This is a genomic window from Bacillus sp. LK2 (assembly GCF_001043575.1).
Lineage (GTDB): Bacteria > Bacillota > Bacilli > Bacillales > Bacillaceae_G > Bacillus_A > Bacillus_A paramycoides.
On sequence record NZ_LDUK01000049.1, the window covers coordinates 1 to 17,918 of the forward strand.

Consider the following 17,918-nt stretch of genomic DNA (forward strand, 5'->3'; position numbering starts at 1 on the left):
AACATTACAAATGGAACGCAAGAAATTGGAATAATCAATGCGACAAGTTTACGAGTAAGAAGTGCAGCAAATACAAGTAGCGCAGTTCTAGGAAACTTAAAAAATGGCGAAAAAGTAACAGTGTTAGGAAAAGCAAACGGCTGGGCAAAAATCAGCTACCAAGGAAAAGAAGGTTATGTATCGCTAGAATTTGTGAAATTAGAGGCAGGAAAGCAAGAAGAAAAGCCAGCGGAAAATATTACAAATGGAACACAAGAAGTAGGAACAATAAACGCAACAAGTTTACGAGTAAGAAGTGCGGCAAATACAAGTAGCGCAGTTCTAGGAAACTTAAAAAATGGCGAAAAAGTAACAGTGTTAGGAAAAGCAAATGGCTGGGCGAAAATTAGTTATCAAGGAAAAGAAGGCTATGTATCGTTAGAATTTGTGAAATTAGAAGCAGGAAAACAAGAAGAAAAGCCAGCGGAAAACATTACAAATGGAACGCAAGAAGTAGGAATGATCAATGCAACAAGTTTACGAGTAAGAAGTGCGGCAAATACAAGTAGCGCAGTTCTAGGAAACTTGAAAAATGGCGAGAAAGTAACAGTGTTAGGAAAAGCAAACGGCTGGGCGAAAATCAATTATCAAGGAAAAGAAGGTTATGTGTCGTTAGAATTTGTAAAATTAGAAGCAGGAAAACAAGAAGAAAAGCCAGCGGAAAACATTACAAATGGAACACAAGAAGTAGGAACAATTAACGCGACAAGCCTCCGAGTAAGAAGTGCGGCAAATACAAGTAGCGCAGTTCTAGGAAATTTGAAAAATGGCGAGAAAGTAACAGTGTTAGGAAAAGCAAACGGCTGGGCAAAAATTAACTACCAAGGAAAAGAAGGCTATATATCGCTAGAATTTGTGAAATTAGAAGCAGGAAAACAAGAAGAAAAGCCAGCGGAAAACATTACAAACGGAACGCAAGAAATTGGAATGATCAATGCGACAAGTTTACGAGTAAGAAGTGCGGCAAATACAAGTAGCGCAGTTCTAGGAAACTTAAAAAATGGTGAAAAAGTAACAGTATTAGGAAAAGCGAACGGTTGGGCAAAAATCAATTATCAAGGAAAAGAAGGCTATGTATCATTAGAATTTGTAACACTCGGTAAAGATTCAACTGATCCAACGAATCCAGAGCAAGTAACAGAAGAACGAGCTGTTGTAAATGCTTCCCTATTAAATGTTCGTAAAGGCCCATCAACAGGTGCGGCAGCTGTCGGTCATTTAAAGAATGGAGAGACTGTTACAATTATAGGGAAAGAAAATGGTTGGGCAAAAGTCCATTTTAATGGTGGTGAAGGTTACGTTTCATTACAATTTTTAAAGGTTAAACAAGGTTCAACCTCTTATGAAATTGTTACTTCATCACAAAAGGTTCAAAAGCCAAATGAAGTAGAAGCAACGCAAATTATGCAAAATTTGAAAGAAGATGCGTATATTAAAAGCGACGGTAAAGTTGTAAATATGAAGCAAGGTTTCGTTCGTGCAAATGGTGTTATTAATATTTATGATATTGCGACAGGGAAGAAGCTCACATATGTAAAAGGTGGGGCCGACTTGAAATTTGTGAAAGCTGCTGGTGATCGTATTCATGTCCAAATTGATGGTATGACAGGTTACGTGAATATAAATGATGTTACATTACATCCGGCAATGACTGGTGAGAAAACATCGTATTATGCAACTAAAAATGGCAAGTTATATCATTATGTATACAACCCTGCAAATGGTAAATATGCAACGTATCAAATTGGTAATGCTCCGAAACATTTAAAAGAAGGAGAGCGTTACGAAGCTTTCGATAAGAAGCAAATCGGCGGACAAGATAGTTATCAATACTTTGAATATATGCCACTCCGTGCAACATCTACTTATACAGGAGATGAAATTGATAACTTCTTAAGCAAATCTAATGCAAATAGTCCACTTATTGGATTAGGAAAATATTTTGTAAGTGCAGCAGAGAAGTATAAGATGAATGCAGGATACTTAGTGTCACATGCAATTTTAGAATCTGGCTGGGGAACGAGCCGTATTGCACAAGATAAGAAAAATTTATTTGGTTTTAGAGCAGTAGACTCAGATCCATATAATGGTGCAACTGGATTTAAAACATGGGAAGAAGGCATTGATTTTTGTGCTGCATATATAGATAAACATTACTTAACACCGGATGGAAATACATACAATGGTGGAAACTTAGGTGATAAGGCAGAAGGAATGAACGTCATGTATGCAAGTGATGAAAACTGGGGTCAGCAAATCGCCTCACTTATGCATAGAATTGATTCCATGAATGGAAGTAAAGACTTAAATAAATATCGACTTGGAACGTTGAGAACAGGTTCCCCAGTATTCAAAAACTTAGCTGAAGGCCAAACTGGAACGACATCCCGGAACATTATGGTAGCTATTAAGAAAACAATTAACACACCACAAGGATTATATTATGAAATCGTTTCAGATAATAAAGAATACAACAGTGTCTACGTAAAAGCTGGGTCTGTAAATCTTGTAAATTCTTATTAAAGGAAAGCATCATCATTTCAATGCAGAAGAATGAAATTCATAATGTTAGAGGAAGTGGCAGTGTGAAAAAATATATCGCATTTGATATTGGTGGTACACAGATTAAATATGGGATTGTTTCAGAACTTGGGATATTATCAAATCATAAAACTATATTAACAGAGGCTCATTTAGGCGGAGAACAAATCGTTCAAAAGCTTATTAGTTTGGCGGAGCAATTAATGAATGAACATGTTGTTTCTGGAATTGGTATTAGTACAGCTGGAATTGTAGATATTCATAAAGGAATCATAACTGGCGGCGTGGATCATATTCCACGCTATGCTGGTATTCCTATTATTGATAGATTACAAACAGTATTAAAAGTTCCTATATCCATTGAAAATGACGTCAATTGTGCTTCATTTGGAGAGCAGTGGCAAGGTGTTGGAAGGGATGAAAGTAATTTCATTATGCTTACCCTTGGAACGGGAATAGGGGGCGCAATTGTTATTAATAAGAAACTGTACAGAGGTCATTCATTTAGTGCTGGTGAATGGGGAAATATGTTGATTGAAGGGAAGCCATTTGAAGAAGTTGCCTCGATTTCAGGATTAATTTATCTTGTGCGGAAGTATAAAGGTAGCGGTAATTGGAATGGTGAAACAATTTTTGAATTATATGATCAGAAGGATAAAGAAGTTATACACGCCGTTCAAATATTTTTTAAACATTTAGCAATTGGAATTAGTAATCTGGCTTATATCTTTAATCCACAAGCAATTATTATTGGTGGGGGGATTACTGATAGAGGCAATCGATTTTTAGAAGAAGTAAAGGCAGAGGTACGAAAATATTTGAATCCTGAAATTTATAGTAATTGCGAGATTAAACTCGCGCAAAATCGTAATCATGCAGGAATGATTGGTTCTATTTACCACTTCTTACATCATCATAAATAAATTATATGAATGTTTTCATATAACTGAGAATTTATCCTTTTTCTCACTAGATAAATAATGCTACAATATAAGAGAAGAATACAATATTTTCCGATTCGGAAAATGCTTTGTAGAAAGGAAGAAACTTCATGCCTATTATTTTAGAAAAAGGACAAAAGATCGATTTAACGAAAGGACAACCGAGAGTAGCAAAACTGCAGGTTGGCTTAGGCTGGGATCCAATTGGGCAATCAGGTGGGTTTCTGTCTTCTTTATTTGGAAGTAAACCAAATGTAGATTGTGATGCATCTGTTGTTATGTTAGAAGGGGATCGTTTTTTAAACAAAAATGATCTAGTTTACTTCGGCAACAAACTTTCTACTTGTGGTAGTATTATTCATTCAGGAGATAATTTAACAGGTGAAGGCGCTGGTGACGACGAAACAATTTTCGTAGAATTACATAAAGTTCCGAGCCGTATTAATCGTTTAGTATTCGTTGTAAATATCTATGACTGTGTAAATCGTCGTCAGGATTTTGGGATGATTCGCAATGCATATATTCGTATTCAAAACCCGCAAACAGGTGAAGAATTAGCACGTTATAACTTGTCAGATAATTATGCTGGTAAAACGACTTTAATTGCAGGGGAAATGTATCGAAACGGAAACGAATGGAAGTTTTCAGCAGTTGGAGAAGGAACACAAGATAAAAACTTAAGTGAGATTGTATCACGTTACCAATAAGATAAATCGAGGAGGAATAGTATATGGCATCTATTTCATTGAAAAAAGGACAGAAGGTAGATTTAACAAAAACAAATCCAGGCCTTTCGAAAGTTCTTGTAGGACTTGGTTGGGATACAAATCGTTATGACGGACAAAACGATTTCGACTTAGATGTTAGTATCTTCTTAGTAGGTGCTAACGGTAAAGTTTCAGGAGCAGAGGATTTCGTCTTCTATAATAATCCAAAAGGTGCGAATGGTGCTGTAGAGCATTTAGGAGATAATCGAACTGGTGAAGGTGAAGGCGATGATGAATCTATTAAAGTAGATTTAAAAAATGTCCCATCACATATTGAACGTATTTGCTTCACTATTACAATTTATGATGGAGAAGGCCGTAGCCAAAACTTTGGACAAGTTTCTAACTCTTTCGTACGTATTCTAGATGAAGAAAAGAATGCAGAATTAATTCGTTACGACTTAGGAGAAGATTTCTCTATTGAAACTGCTGTAGTAGTAGGAGAGTTATACCGTCATGCAGGTGAATGGAAATTCAATGCAATCGGAAGTGGATTCCAAGGTGGATTAGCGTCTCTATGTAATAACTTTGGTTTAGATGTAGAGTAATAGATTTATATATCCATCGGTGAAACACATGTTTACCGATGGATATATTTTAAAAGATTAAAATATAGAGGTGAATATACATGGTTATTCAGTTACAAAAAGGACAGAAGATTGATTTAGGTAAGACAAGCCCAGGTTTAACAAAAGCAGTAATTGGTCTTGGATGGGATATTAAGTCTTATGATGGCGGAGCTGATTTCGATTTAGATGCATCTGCCTTTTTATTAGATGCGAACGGAAAATGTACGAAGGAAACTGACTTTATTTTCTATAATAATTTACAGTCTCCTTGTGGATCTGTTTTACATACAGGAGATAACCGTACAGGTGAAGGTGAAGGCGATGATGAACAACTTGTTGTGGATCTGAAAAAAGTTCCAGCAGATGTGCATAAAATTGCTATTACAGTTACTATTTATGATGCGGAAGGCCGTAATCAAAACTTTGGACAGGTTGCAAATGCATTCGTTCGTCTAGCAAATGAAGAAACGAATGAAGAAGTTCTTCGTTTTGATTTAGGAGAAGATTTCTCCATCGAAACAGCAGTTGTCTTTTGTGAATTATATCGTCATAATGGACAGTGGAAGTTTAATGCAGTAGGAAGCGGATTCCAAGGTGGATTAGGTGCGCTTGTAAGAGCCTATGGCTTGGATGCATAGAAAGGAAACGAACTTCGTTTCCTTTTTTTGACCTTTCTATAAATCTAGCAAAGAATAGGGGATAAAGGTAAGATGAGTATTTTGCAAGGAATCCTTGATACGTATGCTCAGTTTTTCGACTTGGACATGTGGATTAAAGTGTTGCAAGATCCAGTATCTTGGGGATTAATTGGTACACTTGTTGTACTTGAAGGGTTGTTATCTGCTGATAACGCACTTGTGTTAGCAGTAATGGTAAAACACCTTCCGGAAGAAAAACGTAAAAAAGCATTATTCTATGGACTTATTGGAGCTTATGTGTTCCGCTTTATTGCAATTGGAATCGGAATGTTCTTAATTAAATTGGCATGGGTAAAAGTGCTAGGTGCGCTTTACTTAGCTTGGCTTTCAATTAAATATTTCATTGATAAAAGAAAAGGAACTTCAGAAGAAGAGGAAGCTCATGGTGTGAACCAAAATAGTATTCTCTTCAGAATGTTCGGTGTTTTCTGGGGAACGGTTGCAATGGTTGAATTAATGGATATCGCTTTCTCTGTAGATAGTGTACTTGCTGCATTTGGTGTATCGAATGAAGTTTGGATTTTACTATTAGGTGGAATGCTCGGTATTTTAATGATGCGTGGTATTGCTGGTGTATTCTTAAAATTGTTAGAGCGTATTCCAGAATTGGAAACGACAGCTTACATTTTAATCTTAATTATTGCAGCAAAAATGCTATTGTCTGTCATTCATATTGAAGTAAGTCATACAGTGTTCTTTATTGTTTTAGTTGTAGCGTTTGGAGTAACATTTATAATTCACTACATGAAGAATTCTGGACAAGCTAAAGAAGAAGTTGCAGCTACTAAAAATGAACATAAATAATTGAAATGGGTTTGCTCGTTATGCGAGCGCCCATTTTTTATAACTAAAAATAGTTTATAATAGAAGAAAGACTTTAGAAAAAACGTAAATGTTTTTGGAGGTGAACTGTTGTGTTTTCACGTTTTACACTTCAACCATGTGCATTAAAAGATGAATCAGATTTAAAACAATTTGAAACGCTTTTAGAAAAACGCCCACAATATGAACTGACAGAGAATGAGATGAAATTTAGTTATTTAGCAAGTCGTATTCTTGGTGTTCCCAATGATGTAGATGAATATTTCAATGAGCTATTTGATTATAGTGAGGTGAAAGGGATCGAGGTTTTGCATGAACAAAATTTAAATAAGGTGATTGATCCCGAAAAACTGCGCCATATTCAAGAAGTTTTTGCATTACATCAAGAAGCGCCAAATGGACTTACAGTAAATAGGCTTGTAGCCCATTTGTCTGGAAAACAACTATTACCGCAAGTAGACAATCCTGATTTGCAGCATTATATACATACGACATTTATTTCTGTATTGAAATTGTATGAAAAACAGCATAATCAATCATTAAAAACAGAAGGGTTCCGTCGTTTCTTAATCGATATTATTAAATTAAGCGAAAATTACGTAGCGAAGTGGTTCTCTACGATTAATTATAAGAAACAAATGCCGCGTATTGTTTGGTATGGTGATGCAACGGAGAGTCGTATATATTTCTTATACTTTCTTATTATGCTCGGTTGCGATGTACTTTATTATCACCCAGAAGGAAAAGATGGATTTGAAAGTGTAGATGAGGAGGGAAGGACCTTTGTCGTATCTCATCCGAGCCGTATTTCACTGGAGCCATTTCCTAATCGACGTCGTGAACGCGTCGCGACAGTAGCTTATCAAGCTTCAAAGGAAATTGAACAAGTACTTCATCATGATAATTCATTATTATACAAACCGTGGCAATTCCGCTCGTATACACCAGTAGCGCGTACTCTCAAAACGACGTACGATGAACTCTTTTTAATTACGAAAGAAAAGGCATTTGTACGCCCAACATTCTTTGTTGAAAATAAGCATATTTATATTCCTTCTTTATTTGCAAAAATATCAGGTGTTTCAAAGAATGATAAAGAATATTTTCAACGATTAAAGGCTGTTACATCATTTGATAATAGTTTATTAATTAATACATTTCCGTTTACGAAAGAACAAAAAGCAAATTTCCAATATCATTATCGAGATGCATTAGATCGCGCAGGGAAGTTACATCCTGATTTAATTATGAACAGCCATTGGTGGCCACATAAACGTTTACCTGAAGGTTTACAACATGGTATTGCAGAGGCAATTATCCATACGTGTGAAAGTGAAATATGTAAACCAATCGCGAAAGAGACGAAACAAGATGTAGCACTGTATGTTTTCGCGCAACTCTCTCAAATACCACCGAACATTTTAGAGCAGCTTGAGAAATTTGATTATTCGCAAGAAGTGCCGAAAATTGTTATATTTAATAATGAGAAGAGCGGAGAATTAAGTCGTTCGGATGCTGTTTTATTACTATTTTTAAATCAAATTGGAGTAGATGTATTCCACTTTAATCCAACGGGGAGAAACGATATTGAACCGTATATTGAAGCAGGAGCATTTGATTCACATTGGCTTGAAGAAGTTAATTTCGATCTTGAGTTTCATGGTTCATCAGCCTATAAAAATTTATCACAAACAATAAAAGGACTATTTCGTCCGTTTTTATAAGGAAAGGGAGAATGTCATATGAATAACCCAGTTGTATTAGATTCGAAAACAGAATTGAATGAGCAAACGGCACAAGATGTTCGCTTGCAACTTAGACAAGATGCGGAAGTACAACGTATTTATAACGCAGTAGATATTAAAGACCAATTAGAATTAATCGAGCTTGGAAAAGAGCCTTCTATGGAAATTTCACGTTTCGCGGATCAAATTTTACATACAATGTCTTTATCGAAAATAGAAGACTCTGGTGAATTATTAAAACAGCTTGGTAAAATTATGGACAGATTTGATAGTAAAGACTTTGCGGAAGAGAAAAGTGGTTTCTTCTCACGCATGTTCAAAAAAGCGGATAAAATGATTGAACAAATCTTTAGTAAGTATCAAACGATGGGCCGCGAAATTGATAAAGTTTATGTGGAGATTACGAAGTATCAAGATGAAATGAAAAAATCAATTGGTACGTTAGATGGTTTATATGAGCAAAACTTAAAATATTATTTAGATTTAGAGAAATATGTAGTAGCGGGAGAAATGTTATTAGATCGTTTAAATACAGAGTTAGTTCCGATGTATGAGGAGCGCGTACGCAATAATGATCAATTAGCAGGTATTGAATTAGAATCGCTTAAAAACTCTGTTGAAATTTTAGAGCAGCGTATTGATGATTTAGAAAAGGCACGTATGGTGGCGCTATTAACAGCGCCACAAATTCGTATGATTCAACGTGGTAACAATAAATTAATTGGTAAGATCAATACAGCATTTATTACAACGATTCCTATCTTTAAAAATGGTATCATTCAAGCGGTAAATGCGAAGCGTCAAAAGCTTGTTGCAGACTCTATGGCTGAACTTGATCGCCGTACAAACGAATTACTTAAGAAGAATGCACAAAATATCGCGACTCAAAGTGTGGAAGTAGCGAGATTATCAGGTTCTTCTAGTATTAAGATGGAAACACTTGAGGAGACTTGGAATATTATTTCAAGAGGTATGCAAGAAACACAACAAATTGAAGAACAAAATAAACGTGAACGTGAAGAAAGCCGTAAGCGTATGGCTGCATTAACGGAGAACATCAAAAAAGAATTACAAGGATAAATAAAAAGGCAATGAGGAATATTCCTCATTGCCTTTTTTGTTTCGTTATTTGAAGGCAGTAAGAACCCCATCTTAAGATCGGCTGTAAAGCAAAGAAGTTAGGCGGGAATCGGACTTTTAATCAGTGGAGGAAGGAACAAAATCCCCCCGCTGATTCAAGTTTCACTTTATTTTCTCTTAAATAATTTAATGATTTCATTCACAACAAGCGGAATGATACTTAATAAGAGAACAAATCCCCAATCTTGTATTGTTAATGCGTGTACACCAAATATATTTGCAAGAGGAGGGATGGAGATAATACAAACTTGCATAAGAACACCGATAAGAAGTGAGAAAACTAAATATTTATTTGTAAATATCCCGATTGAAAAAATTGATTTCGTTCTTGAACGTAAGTTGAATGAATGAACGAGTTGAGAAAAACTAAGGACGACAAATGCCATCGTTTGAGCATGTAATAGAGCGTCTTCATCAATTTGATCTGGGAAGAGAGGAAATAAATTAGTATCTCCTGCATAGAGCTTTGCCCCAACGATAAAGGCTGTTAATGTGAGAAGTCCAATTACAACGCCATTGAAAATAAGAAAAGGAACGCTACCGCTAAATAAGCTTTCTTTTGCATGACGTGGTTTTTCCTTCATTACATCAGGATCTTCGGGATCAACACCGAGTGATAATGCAGGTAGTGTATCTGTAATTAAATTTACCCACAGAATGTGAATAGGGCGTAGTGGTGTTGCCCAGCCGAGTAAAATAGCTAAAAATAAAGTGATAATTTCTCCAAAGTTACAAGAAAGTAGGAAGAGAATAGACTTTTTAATATTACGGTAAATATTTCTACCTTCTTCAACAGCTTTCACGATAGATGAGAAGTTATCATCTGTTAAAACTACATCAGCTGCGCCTTTTGCGACATCTGTTCCTGTGATTCCCATTGCTACCCCGACATCTGCTTGCTTTAAAGATGGAGCATCATTTACACCATCACCAGTCATGGAAACGATATTTCCTTTAGCGCGTAATGCTTTTACAATCTTCACTTTATGTTCTGGAGAGACTCTAGCAAAGACATTTAAATGATTAATTTTACTTGCTAGTTCTGTATCTGAAATGTTATCTAATTCAGTTCCAATCATAATTTCAGATTTTTCTTCAGTAATACCAAGTTCTTTGGCGATTGCAAAAGCGGTATCTTTATGATCGCCAGTAATCATGACAGTGCGAATACCAGCTTTTTTACATTCTGTAATAGAATCTTTTACTTCTGTGCGTGGAGGATCAATCATACCGACAAGACCGATAAATATAAGGTTTTCTTCGAGATGATCTATATCCACATGGTCCGTCTCATATTGTTTAAATGCGAATGAAAGTACTCTTAAAGCTTCTTGTGACATCGTTTGTGCAGCTTCTAATATTTGTGTTTTATGAGAATCTGTTAGGACCTCAACTTTGTTATTTATAAAGATATGGGTACAGTGAGGTAAGAGTTTATCAATGGCACCTTTAGTCATGCTACAGTAGCTTTCGTCATATGTATGTACTGTTGACATCATTTTACGATCAGAATCGAAAGGCAGTTCGTTAACACGTTCATGTTTATTTTCTAAATTATCTTTTTGAATGTTAAAAGAGCTTCCGGCAACAAGAAGGGCAATTTCTGTAGGATCCCCTGTTTGTGATTCGTTACTATAAGAGGCATCGTTGCATAAAACCATATTTTCTAATAATAGACGGTGTACATCGTTATTTACGTTCAAATTTTCTAGCTGATTGTATGTTTGATCACTATAAAAATGAGTAACGGTCATTTTATTTTGAGTTAATGTTCCTGTCTTATCTGAGCAAATAATTGTAACGGAACCAAGAGCTTCAACAGCTGGTAGTTTACGAATGATAACGTTTTGTTTAATCATACGTTGAACGCCGATGGCAAGAACGATAGAAACGATAGCTGGTAAGCCTTCTGGAATGGCTGCAACAGCTAAACTAATAGCAGTCATAAACATTTCTAAAGTATCTCGTCCTTGTAAAAAACCGATGAGAAACATAATGATACAAATAGCTACAGCGACAAATCCTAAATATTTTCCTACTTGCGCTAAGCTTTTTTGAAGTGGTGTCATATCATCTTCAGCTTCATGCAAAAGAGTTGCGATTTTCCCAATTTGTGATTTCATTCCAGTTTCAACAGCAACACCGACGCCGCGCCCGTATGTTACTAGCGTTGACATAAAGGCCATGTTTTTTTGATCGCCTAGTGGTACTTGCTCATCACTTTGCATGGAAGGGTGATAGATTGCATCTTTATCGACAGGGACAGATTCACCAGTTAGAGCAGATTCTTCAACTTTTAAGTTCGCAGTTTCAATAAGTCGTAAATCACATGGTATATATCGTCCGGCATCGAGCATAACGATATCACCTGGAACGACGTGCTCAGATGGGATCTCTTTTAGTTCACCATCTCGTTTTACGATAGCTTTTGGCGTGGCCATCTTTTTTAATGCTTCTAAAGCTTGTTCTGCTTTAGATTCTTGGATTACACCGATAGCAGCGTTTAAAATCACCACGAGCACGATAATACTTGCATCGGCCCATTCACCTACAAAGGCGGAAATAAGGGCAGCTATGATAAGGACATATACGAGGACGTCATTAATTTGGGCGAAAACTCGCTGCCATAAAGTACGTTTTTGTTTTGTAGCTAATTTATTAGGACCATATTGCTTTAAACGTTCATTTACGATTTCATCGGTTAAACCGTATTGTTCATTTGTTCCTAAATCGATTAATGTTTGATCTTTCGTCTTACTGTACCAATTGCTCATAAGTAAGCACCCCCAGTAAAAACAGTTAGCAATGGTAGTGTGGCAATTTTTTTAGAGTAGTATGTATGGAGAAATAATCTAAGGTGAGGTTCTACTTTCATTGTACAGTATTTTAGAATGGGATGAGGAAAAGGGAAGAGTTGTCATGAATTTGTTGAAATTAAAAAGAGCCTCTCTTATGAGGCTCTTTGCTATTTTTTAATTAATGTACCTAATTCCTCTGTAATAGCTTGCATTTCACTAATGCTGAATGTTTCACGCTTCATAACATGCTCATAAATGTCACGTAAGTCTTCGTACATTTCTTCATTAAAGCTAGCAGCTCTCATTGCTCCAGCATTAACCATACGTAATTTTTCTTTAATAGCTTCTACCATATATTCAACGTTTTCTTCTGATTTTACGGATAAATCCACCGAAGTGTCCCCCTTTAAAATAACATAAGGATATCTTAACATTTTTTATCATTTTCGTTAATGAAACTTTTCAATCCTATTAAATTAGTAGGGATTTCCTTTATAATTAATAATTGGTTGTTTATACTATAAGTATATATTAAGAAATGCACCAAGAAGGGAAGAAACAAAAATATGGTTCAAGTATTGTTTGTTTGTCTTGGGAACATTTGTCGTTCTCCAATGGCAGAAGCAATTTTTCGAGAACTTGTCGTAAAAGAGGGACTCGAAGAGAAAATTGTCATTGATTCTGCCGGAACTGGAGATTGGCATATTGGTCATCCACCACATAAAGGAACACAAAAAATTTTAAAAGAAAATGAAGTCTCTTTTGAAGGAATTAAAGCACGTCAAGTAGAAAAAGAAGACTTAACAAAGTTTGATTATATTATTGCCATGGACAACAAGAATATAGCGGATTTAAAAAGTTTAGGTAAAACTGGAGGCTATATTGGTAGGCTGTCCGATTTTGTTCCAGGCGGTGGCTGGACAGACGTTCCTGACCCTTACTTTACAGGGAACTTCCAAGAAGTGTATGACCTTGTAACAGAAGGGTGTGAAAAGCTATTAGCTTTCATTCGAAATGAACAAGGAATATGAGGAAGCTTAGAAAGAAATACTTTCTAACATAAGAAATGAAAGGGTGAAGGAATATGGCAAAGAAAAATAATATTGCTCGAAACATTGCGATTGGTGTAGCTGCAGGTGTAGCTGTATCCATGTTAAAGAAAGAAAATCGCGAAAAAGTAAAAAATACAGCAGAAAAAGCAAAAACAAAGATGATTGAAATTGGTGAAAATGCGAAGATAAAAGAAAAAGTGCAAACTGTTACAGATAAAGGACGCGAACTTGCTGATTTCAATGTAGTAAAAGCGAAAGTAGCAGAAATTAAAAAATTGACGCCGTCTGTTGTAGAAACGTTAAAAGAAACGAAAGAAATTTTTAGTAAGAAAAAAGTTGAGCGAGAAGAAAAGCCCGAAACGATTGAAATTCAAGCTGTGTCTCCAAAGGTAGATGAGCTTAAAGCTGAAGAAGAGCCAGTGGTAGCTGAAGATGGCGGTATGAAAGAGGCACGTGAATTATTTATGAAGGACTCAAATGCAGAGGGAAAAAAAACTGAAGCATATATTGAGCTAAAGCAAGATAAAGAAGAGAAGAAAAGCGTTTAAAAATATATGAGAAAATTTTTAGAAAAAGCAAAAAGAAATCGCACTTTTTCGTTTGGGAAAGACTTATATGATCGAACGATGCGCGATGATGTAGCGGGCTTAGCAGCACAGCTCGCTTATTTCTTCTTGCTTGCGATTTTTCCTGGGCTTGTTTTCTTAATTACGCTTCTTGGATTTATTGACCTTCAAACAGAAAGTGTGCTCAACCTATTAGAACCGTACGTACCGGAAGATGCGATGAACTTAATTGAAGTAAACGTAGATAAAGTTGTAAATGAGCAAAACGGTGGTTTACTATCATTTGGTTTACTATCGATGCTATGGTTTGCTTCAAATGGAGTGAATGCGGTTATGAATGCTTTTAACCGTGCTTATGATGTAGCAGAAACCCGTTCCTTTATTAAAACAAGAGCTTTATCGATTGTGTTTACACTAGCGATAATTTTTATGATTGTGTTTGCACTGATTGTCCCGGTGTTTGGGCAAGTAATTGGGGCGGCTGTGTTTAAAGCAATTGGTTTATCGGATAGTTTTTCTTACGTTTGGAGTATTACGCGTTTAGTAGCGAGTTTCTTTGTTTTGTTCGCTTTATTTAGTTTCTTATATACGTTTGCACCTGATCGGAAATTAAAAAGAAGAGAAGTTATTTCAGGAGCAGTATTTGCTACTGTAGGATGGATTGTGGTATCGTACTCATTTGCCTATTATGTAGATAAATTTGCAAATTACGCTAATACATATGGTGGTCTTGGTGGTATCATTATTTTAATGTTATGGTTTTATTTGACCGCGTGGGTAATTTTACTTGGCGGAGAAATTAACGGTTTACTTCATCACTATAGAACGAGTGACAATAATTCCCGTAATGAAAAATAAACTTCTGTTCCATAATAAAAGGGAACAGGGGGGATATTTCATGAGCAATAATAAAAAGAACCACAATAATAAAAATAACACTAAGAAAAAGAGCAGTTCGCATCCAAAGCATAAAACAAGCAGCAGTGCGAACGGTCATAATAGCTACCATTAAAAAAATGGGTCCCTTATCAGGGACCCGTTATTTGTTTCCTTTTAATAATCGTAAGCCATTCAAAATTACAAGAATGGTACTTCCTTCATGCCCAATCACACCGAATGGAAGAGCTAAAAACTGTAGAAAGTTTGAACAAATTAGCATTGCAATGACAGCTAAAGAGAAGACAACGTTTTGCTTAACAATGCGATTCATTCGCTTTGATAGACGAATTGCTTGAGAAAGACGAGATAATTCGTTTTTCATAAGAACAACGTCTGCAGTTTCTAAAGCTACGTCTGTTCCTTCCCCCATCGCAACACCTATACTAGCGGTAGCGAGTGCGGGTGCATCGTTTATACCATCTCCAACCATTGCGACTGTGCCGTATTTTTCTTTTAATTGTTTTATCGTTTCAACTTTCGTTTCTGGTAGACATGATGCGTAATATTCTTTTATATTACTTTCAGCAGCAATTGCTTTTGCAGTTTCTTCATTATCACCAGTAATCATGATTGCTTCTACACCAATACTTTGTAAATCGCGAATAGCAGCTATTGTTTCTTCGCGAAGGGTATCTTTTAAAGCAATAAGCCCAAGAATACCATCTTCATCACTAATATAAACGACAGTTTTCCCCTCTTTTTCAAGTGAGGCAGAAATGCCATTATGAAATGTTTTTGTTTCTTCACCGATAAAATCAGCTTTCCCGATTTTATAAGCTTTGTTTTCTAATACTCCTTTTAGTCCAAAACCAGTTACATCTTCAACATTTTCTGGTTTTTTTAGCGTAATATCATAAGCGTGTCTTGCATATTTAACAATTGCTTCTGCTAAAGGATGTGTAGAGTGACTTTCAATCGTTGCTGTAATAGAAAGTACTTCACTTTCTGCTATGCCTTCTCGAACGTATACATCTGTTACAGTAGGTTTTCCCTGTGTTAATGTTCCAGTTTTATCAAAGGCAATCGCTTTAACTGAAGCTAGACGTTCTAAATGAATACCACCTTTAAAGAGAATCCCGTTTCTTGCTCCGTTAGAAATTGCTGATAAAGTCGCTGGTGTAATGGCAGCAACTAGTGCGCAAGGAGAAGCGACTACAAGCAAGATCATAGCGCGATAAAATGTTTCATTCCAACTCCAGTCAAGTAAGAAATGAGGAATGAACATCATAAGTGTGACAACGATTAATACACCTTTTACATATGTTCCTTCAAACTTTTCGATAAATAGTTGTGATGGTGATTTTTCACTTTGTGCACTTTGAACGAGACGAATAATCTTTTGGAATAATGTTTGATCGCTCGGCTTTGTAATTTTAACTTCAATAGCACCACGTAAATTTACGGTGCCGGCAAAAACTTCATCACCAAACTTTTTCTCATTTGGAATAGGTTCCCCTGTAATAGCTGCTTCATCAATATTTGTTTCACCATTATGAATTGTGCCATCAGCAGGAACACGCTCACCTGGCTTAATTAAGATAATATCGTTAATTTGTAATTGTCCGACTGGAATGCGTTCTTCTATGCCATTAGAAATACGCAATGCTTCTTCGGGTTGTAAGTCAAGAAGGGCTGAAATTTCTTTTTGGCTTTTGCTTAGTGTATAAGATTCCATTGCCCCACTTAATGCAAAGATGAAGATTAAAATCGCACCTTCTGCCCAGTAGCCAATAATTGCAGCACCGATAGCTGCAAAGAGCATGAGCATTTCAACATTTAGCTCTTTCTCTTCAATTGTGTCTTCGATACCTTCTTTCGCTTTTGCAAATCCCCCAATTATATAAGCAAGGATATAGAAAGTAATACCTGCATTTATTGCCTCATTTTTTGTGAATAACCAACCAGCTAAAATGAAAATACCAGATGCGATTGCAAATATAAGTTCATAATGTTTCTTTAATGTGTCCCATAAAGAGGGATGAGAAATATCTTTTTTTGCTTGTAATGTTTTTACTTCTGAGTTCATTAATACTCGCTCCTTTCGAATTCTTATTGAGAAAAAGAATCAAAATCGAAACCCCTATAAAACGACGAAAGCTGCCATCCATAATGGATAGCAGCATTTCTGTTGAATCTGATTTTAATAGTTATTATATTGTAATTATTCTATAGTATAGCATATGTTTTTATTAGATGATATGTTTTTGTTTCTATTATAAACTGAAAACTTGTGTTTTTGCACCTCCTTTGGTATATATGGATATTGTTCATAAAAAGATCGGAAAGGAAGACAGTAAGTTGAAGACAGAGAAATTTTTTACCCATCCGATTGGCGTATTTATTGCTGCAATAGTGGCAACATTTTTATGGGGAAGCGCATTTCCCTTTATTAAATTAAGTTATGCTGAACTTGGAATTCAGCCACATGAAGTCGGAGAGCAAATATTATTTGCTGGTTATCGATTTTTCTTATCAGGTGTAATGCTCTTATTCTTTTTTAAAGCGTTAGGAAAAGATATGCATTTCAAAAAAGGAACAGGGAAGCAGTTAGTACAAATCGGCTTGTTCCAAACTTTTCTTCAGTATATATGTTTTTATATTGGAATGAGTTATAGCTCAGGAATTGAAGGGGCGATTATTTCAGGAACATCATCCTTCTTTCAAATTCTAATCGCACATTTTTTATATAAAGATGATGCTCTAAATATGAGAAAAGTAATTGGAGTATCTATCGGTTTTTGTGGTGTGATTTTAGTGAATGTACCGAGTGATGGAAGTTTGTCATTCCATTTTGGAATCGGTAGTTTATTACTTCTTGGCGCAGCAATGATGTATTCATATGGAAATATATTAGCGAAAGAAGGTAGTAAAGCGTTAGATATTGGGTATATGACAGCATACCAAATGATTTTTGGATCAATTGGGTTACTATGTATAGGTGCATTTCAAGTTGGAGTGATGCCATTTACATTTAACCTACATGCAATACTTATGCTTATATATTTATCTTTCTTATCGGCAGCGGGTTTCTGTATATGGAATACAATTATGAAGTATAACAAAGTAGGCAAAGTATCGATGTATATGTTCTTCATACCAGTGTTCGGTGTGTTATTATCAAGTATGATTTTAGGAGAAGCTATTCATTCGTTTGTACTATTTGGTTTAGCATGTGTCGCAGCGGGAATTATTGTGGTAAATCGTACTCCGGCTAAACAGAAAATTGAGCGAGAAAAACAGGTAGCATAGAGAACAGAAAATCTATTAAAATGGAAGAACAGTACTGTTCTTCTTTTTTTAC

Annotated in this window: 15 protein-coding genes; 12 read left to right on the forward strand and 3 right to left on the reverse strand. The window is 35.7% G+C overall.

Features of this window, described 5'->3' with window-relative positions; translation table 11 throughout:
• From VK90_RS23470 to VK90_RS23505, 8 genes are all read left to right on the forward strand, one after another.
• A partial coding sequence (locus VK90_RS23470; RefSeq protein WP_048375619.1) for an SH3 domain-containing protein occupies nt 1–2,562 on the forward strand: 2,562 nt, incomplete at its 5' end.
• A gap of 62 nt (nt 2,563–2,624) precedes the next feature.
• Nucleotides 2,625–3,503 (forward strand): ROK family protein, encoded by an 879-nt coding sequence (locus VK90_RS23475; RefSeq protein WP_048375620.1) that lies wholly within the window; start codon nt 2,625–2,627, stop codon nt 3,501–3,503.
• A gap of 128 nt (nt 3,504–3,631) precedes the next feature.
• Nucleotides 3,632–4,228 carry a TerD family protein gene (locus VK90_RS23480; protein ID WP_002174699.1) on the forward strand — a complete coding sequence of 199 codons (597 nt, stop codon included), beginning with the start codon at nt 3,632–3,634 and terminating at the stop codon, nt 4,226–4,228.
• Nucleotides 4,229–4,251: 23 nt separating this feature from the next.
• A complete protein-coding gene (locus tag VK90_RS23485) occupies nt 4,252–4,836 on the forward strand; it encodes a TerD family protein (RefSeq protein ID WP_002174700.1) in 585 nt (194 codons plus the stop codon).
• 80 nt (nt 4,837–4,916) lie between these two features.
• Nucleotides 4,917–5,495: a TerD family protein gene (locus VK90_RS23490; RefSeq protein WP_002174701.1), complete on the forward strand. Its 579-nt coding sequence runs from the start codon at nt 4,917–4,919 to the stop codon at nt 5,493–5,495.
• Between the two features lie 72 nt (nt 5,496–5,567).
• Nucleotides 5,568–6,359, forward strand: coding sequence for a TerC family protein (locus VK90_RS23495; RefSeq protein ID WP_048375622.1), 792 nt, complete (start codon nt 5,568–5,570; stop codon nt 6,357–6,359).
• 110 nt (nt 6,360–6,469) lie between these two features.
• Nucleotides 6,470–8,101, forward strand: a complete 1,632-nt coding sequence (locus VK90_RS23500) for a YceG family protein (RefSeq protein ID WP_048375624.1) — start codon at nt 6,470–6,472, stop codon at nt 8,099–8,101.
• An 18-nt stretch (nt 8,102–8,119) separates the two neighbouring features.
• The gene (locus VK90_RS23505; RefSeq protein ID WP_002174704.1) at nt 8,120–9,202 is read left to right on the forward strand and encodes a toxic anion resistance protein; all 1,083 of its coding nucleotides are present in this window, start codon (nt 8,120–8,122) and stop codon (nt 9,200–9,202) included.
• 167 nt (nt 9,203–9,369) lie between these two features.
• On the opposite strand, the gene VK90_RS23510 is transcribed toward VK90_RS23505, so the two are convergent.
• On the reverse strand, nt 9,370–12,036 hold the full coding sequence (locus VK90_RS23510) for a cation-translocating P-type ATPase (RefSeq protein ID WP_048375626.1): 2,667 nt from the start codon (nt 12,034–12,036) through the stop codon (nt 9,370–9,372).
• Nucleotides 12,037–12,227: 191 nt separating this feature from the next.
• Entirely contained in the window at nt 12,228–12,452 is a 225-nt protein-coding gene (locus VK90_RS23515; protein WP_000366197.1) for a DUF1128 domain-containing protein, read from the reverse strand.
• Nucleotides 12,453–12,626: 174 nt separating this feature from the next.
• Between VK90_RS23515 and VK90_RS23520 the strand changes: the two genes are divergently transcribed.
• The 3 genes from VK90_RS23520 to VK90_RS23530 are packed head-to-tail and all read left to right on the forward strand — an operon-like array spanning nt 12,627 to nt 14,536.
• Entirely contained in the window at nt 12,627–13,091 is a 465-nt protein-coding gene (locus tag VK90_RS23520) for a low molecular weight protein-tyrosine-phosphatase (protein WP_002174706.1), read from the forward strand.
• A gap of 53 nt (nt 13,092–13,144) precedes the next feature.
• Nucleotides 13,145–13,660, forward strand: a complete 516-nt coding sequence (locus VK90_RS23525; protein WP_002174707.1) for a DUF4075 domain-containing protein — start codon at nt 13,145–13,147, stop codon at nt 13,658–13,660.
• A 6-nt stretch (nt 13,661–13,666) separates the two neighbouring features.
• Nucleotides 13,667–14,536 (forward strand): YihY/virulence factor BrkB family protein, encoded by an 870-nt coding sequence (locus tag VK90_RS23530; RefSeq protein ID WP_048375628.1) that lies wholly within the window; start codon nt 13,667–13,669, stop codon nt 14,534–14,536.
• Nucleotides 14,537–14,717: 181 nt separating this feature from the next.
• Here the strand turns inward: VK90_RS23530 and VK90_RS23535 are convergent, their stop codons facing one another.
• Nucleotides 14,718–16,643, reverse strand: a complete 1,926-nt coding sequence (locus VK90_RS23535; RefSeq protein WP_048375630.1) for a heavy metal translocating P-type ATPase — start codon at nt 16,641–16,643, stop codon at nt 14,718–14,720.
• A 272-nt stretch (nt 16,644–16,915) separates the two neighbouring features.
• On the opposite strand from VK90_RS23535, the gene VK90_RS23540 reads away from it, so the two are divergent.
• Nucleotides 16,916–17,866 (forward strand): DMT family transporter, encoded by a 951-nt coding sequence (locus VK90_RS23540; RefSeq protein ID WP_048375631.1) that lies wholly within the window; start codon nt 16,916–16,918, stop codon nt 17,864–17,866.
• The last annotated feature ends 52 nt before the right edge of the window (nt 17,867–17,918 follow it).

Coding starts and splice junctions, on each gene's coding strand:
- VK90_RS23480 (WP_002174699.1), top strand. CDS start 3,632: ATGCCTATTATTTTAGAAAAAGGACAAAAGATCGATTTAACGAAAGGA.
- VK90_RS23485 (WP_002174700.1), top strand. CDS start 4,252: ATGGCATCTATTTCATTGAAAAAAGGACAGAAGGTAGATTTAACAAAA.
- VK90_RS23490 (WP_002174701.1), top strand. CDS start 4,917: ATGGTTATTCAGTTACAAAAAGGACAGAAGATTGATTTAGGTAAGACA.
- VK90_RS23495 (WP_048375622.1), top strand. CDS start 5,568: ATGAGTATTTTGCAAGGAATCCTTGATACGTATGCTCAGTTTTTCGAC.
- VK90_RS23505 (WP_002174704.1), top strand. CDS start 8,120: ATGAATAACCCAGTTGTATTAGATTCGAAAACAGAATTGAATGAGCAA.
- VK90_RS23510 (WP_048375626.1), bottom strand. CDS start 12,036: ATGAGCAATTGGTACAGTAAGACGAAAGATCAAACATTAATCGATTTA.
- VK90_RS23520 (WP_002174706.1), top strand. CDS start 12,627: ATGGTTCAAGTATTGTTTGTTTGTCTTGGGAACATTTGTCGTTCTCCA.
- VK90_RS23525 (WP_002174707.1), top strand. CDS start 13,145: ATGGCAAAGAAAAATAATATTGCTCGAAACATTGCGATTGGTGTAGCT.
- VK90_RS23530 (WP_048375628.1), top strand. CDS start 13,667: ATGAGAAAATTTTTAGAAAAAGCAAAAAGAAATCGCACTTTTTCGTTT.
- VK90_RS23535 (WP_048375630.1), bottom strand. CDS start 16,643: ATGAACTCAGAAGTAAAAACATTACAAGCAAAAAAAGATATTTCTCAT.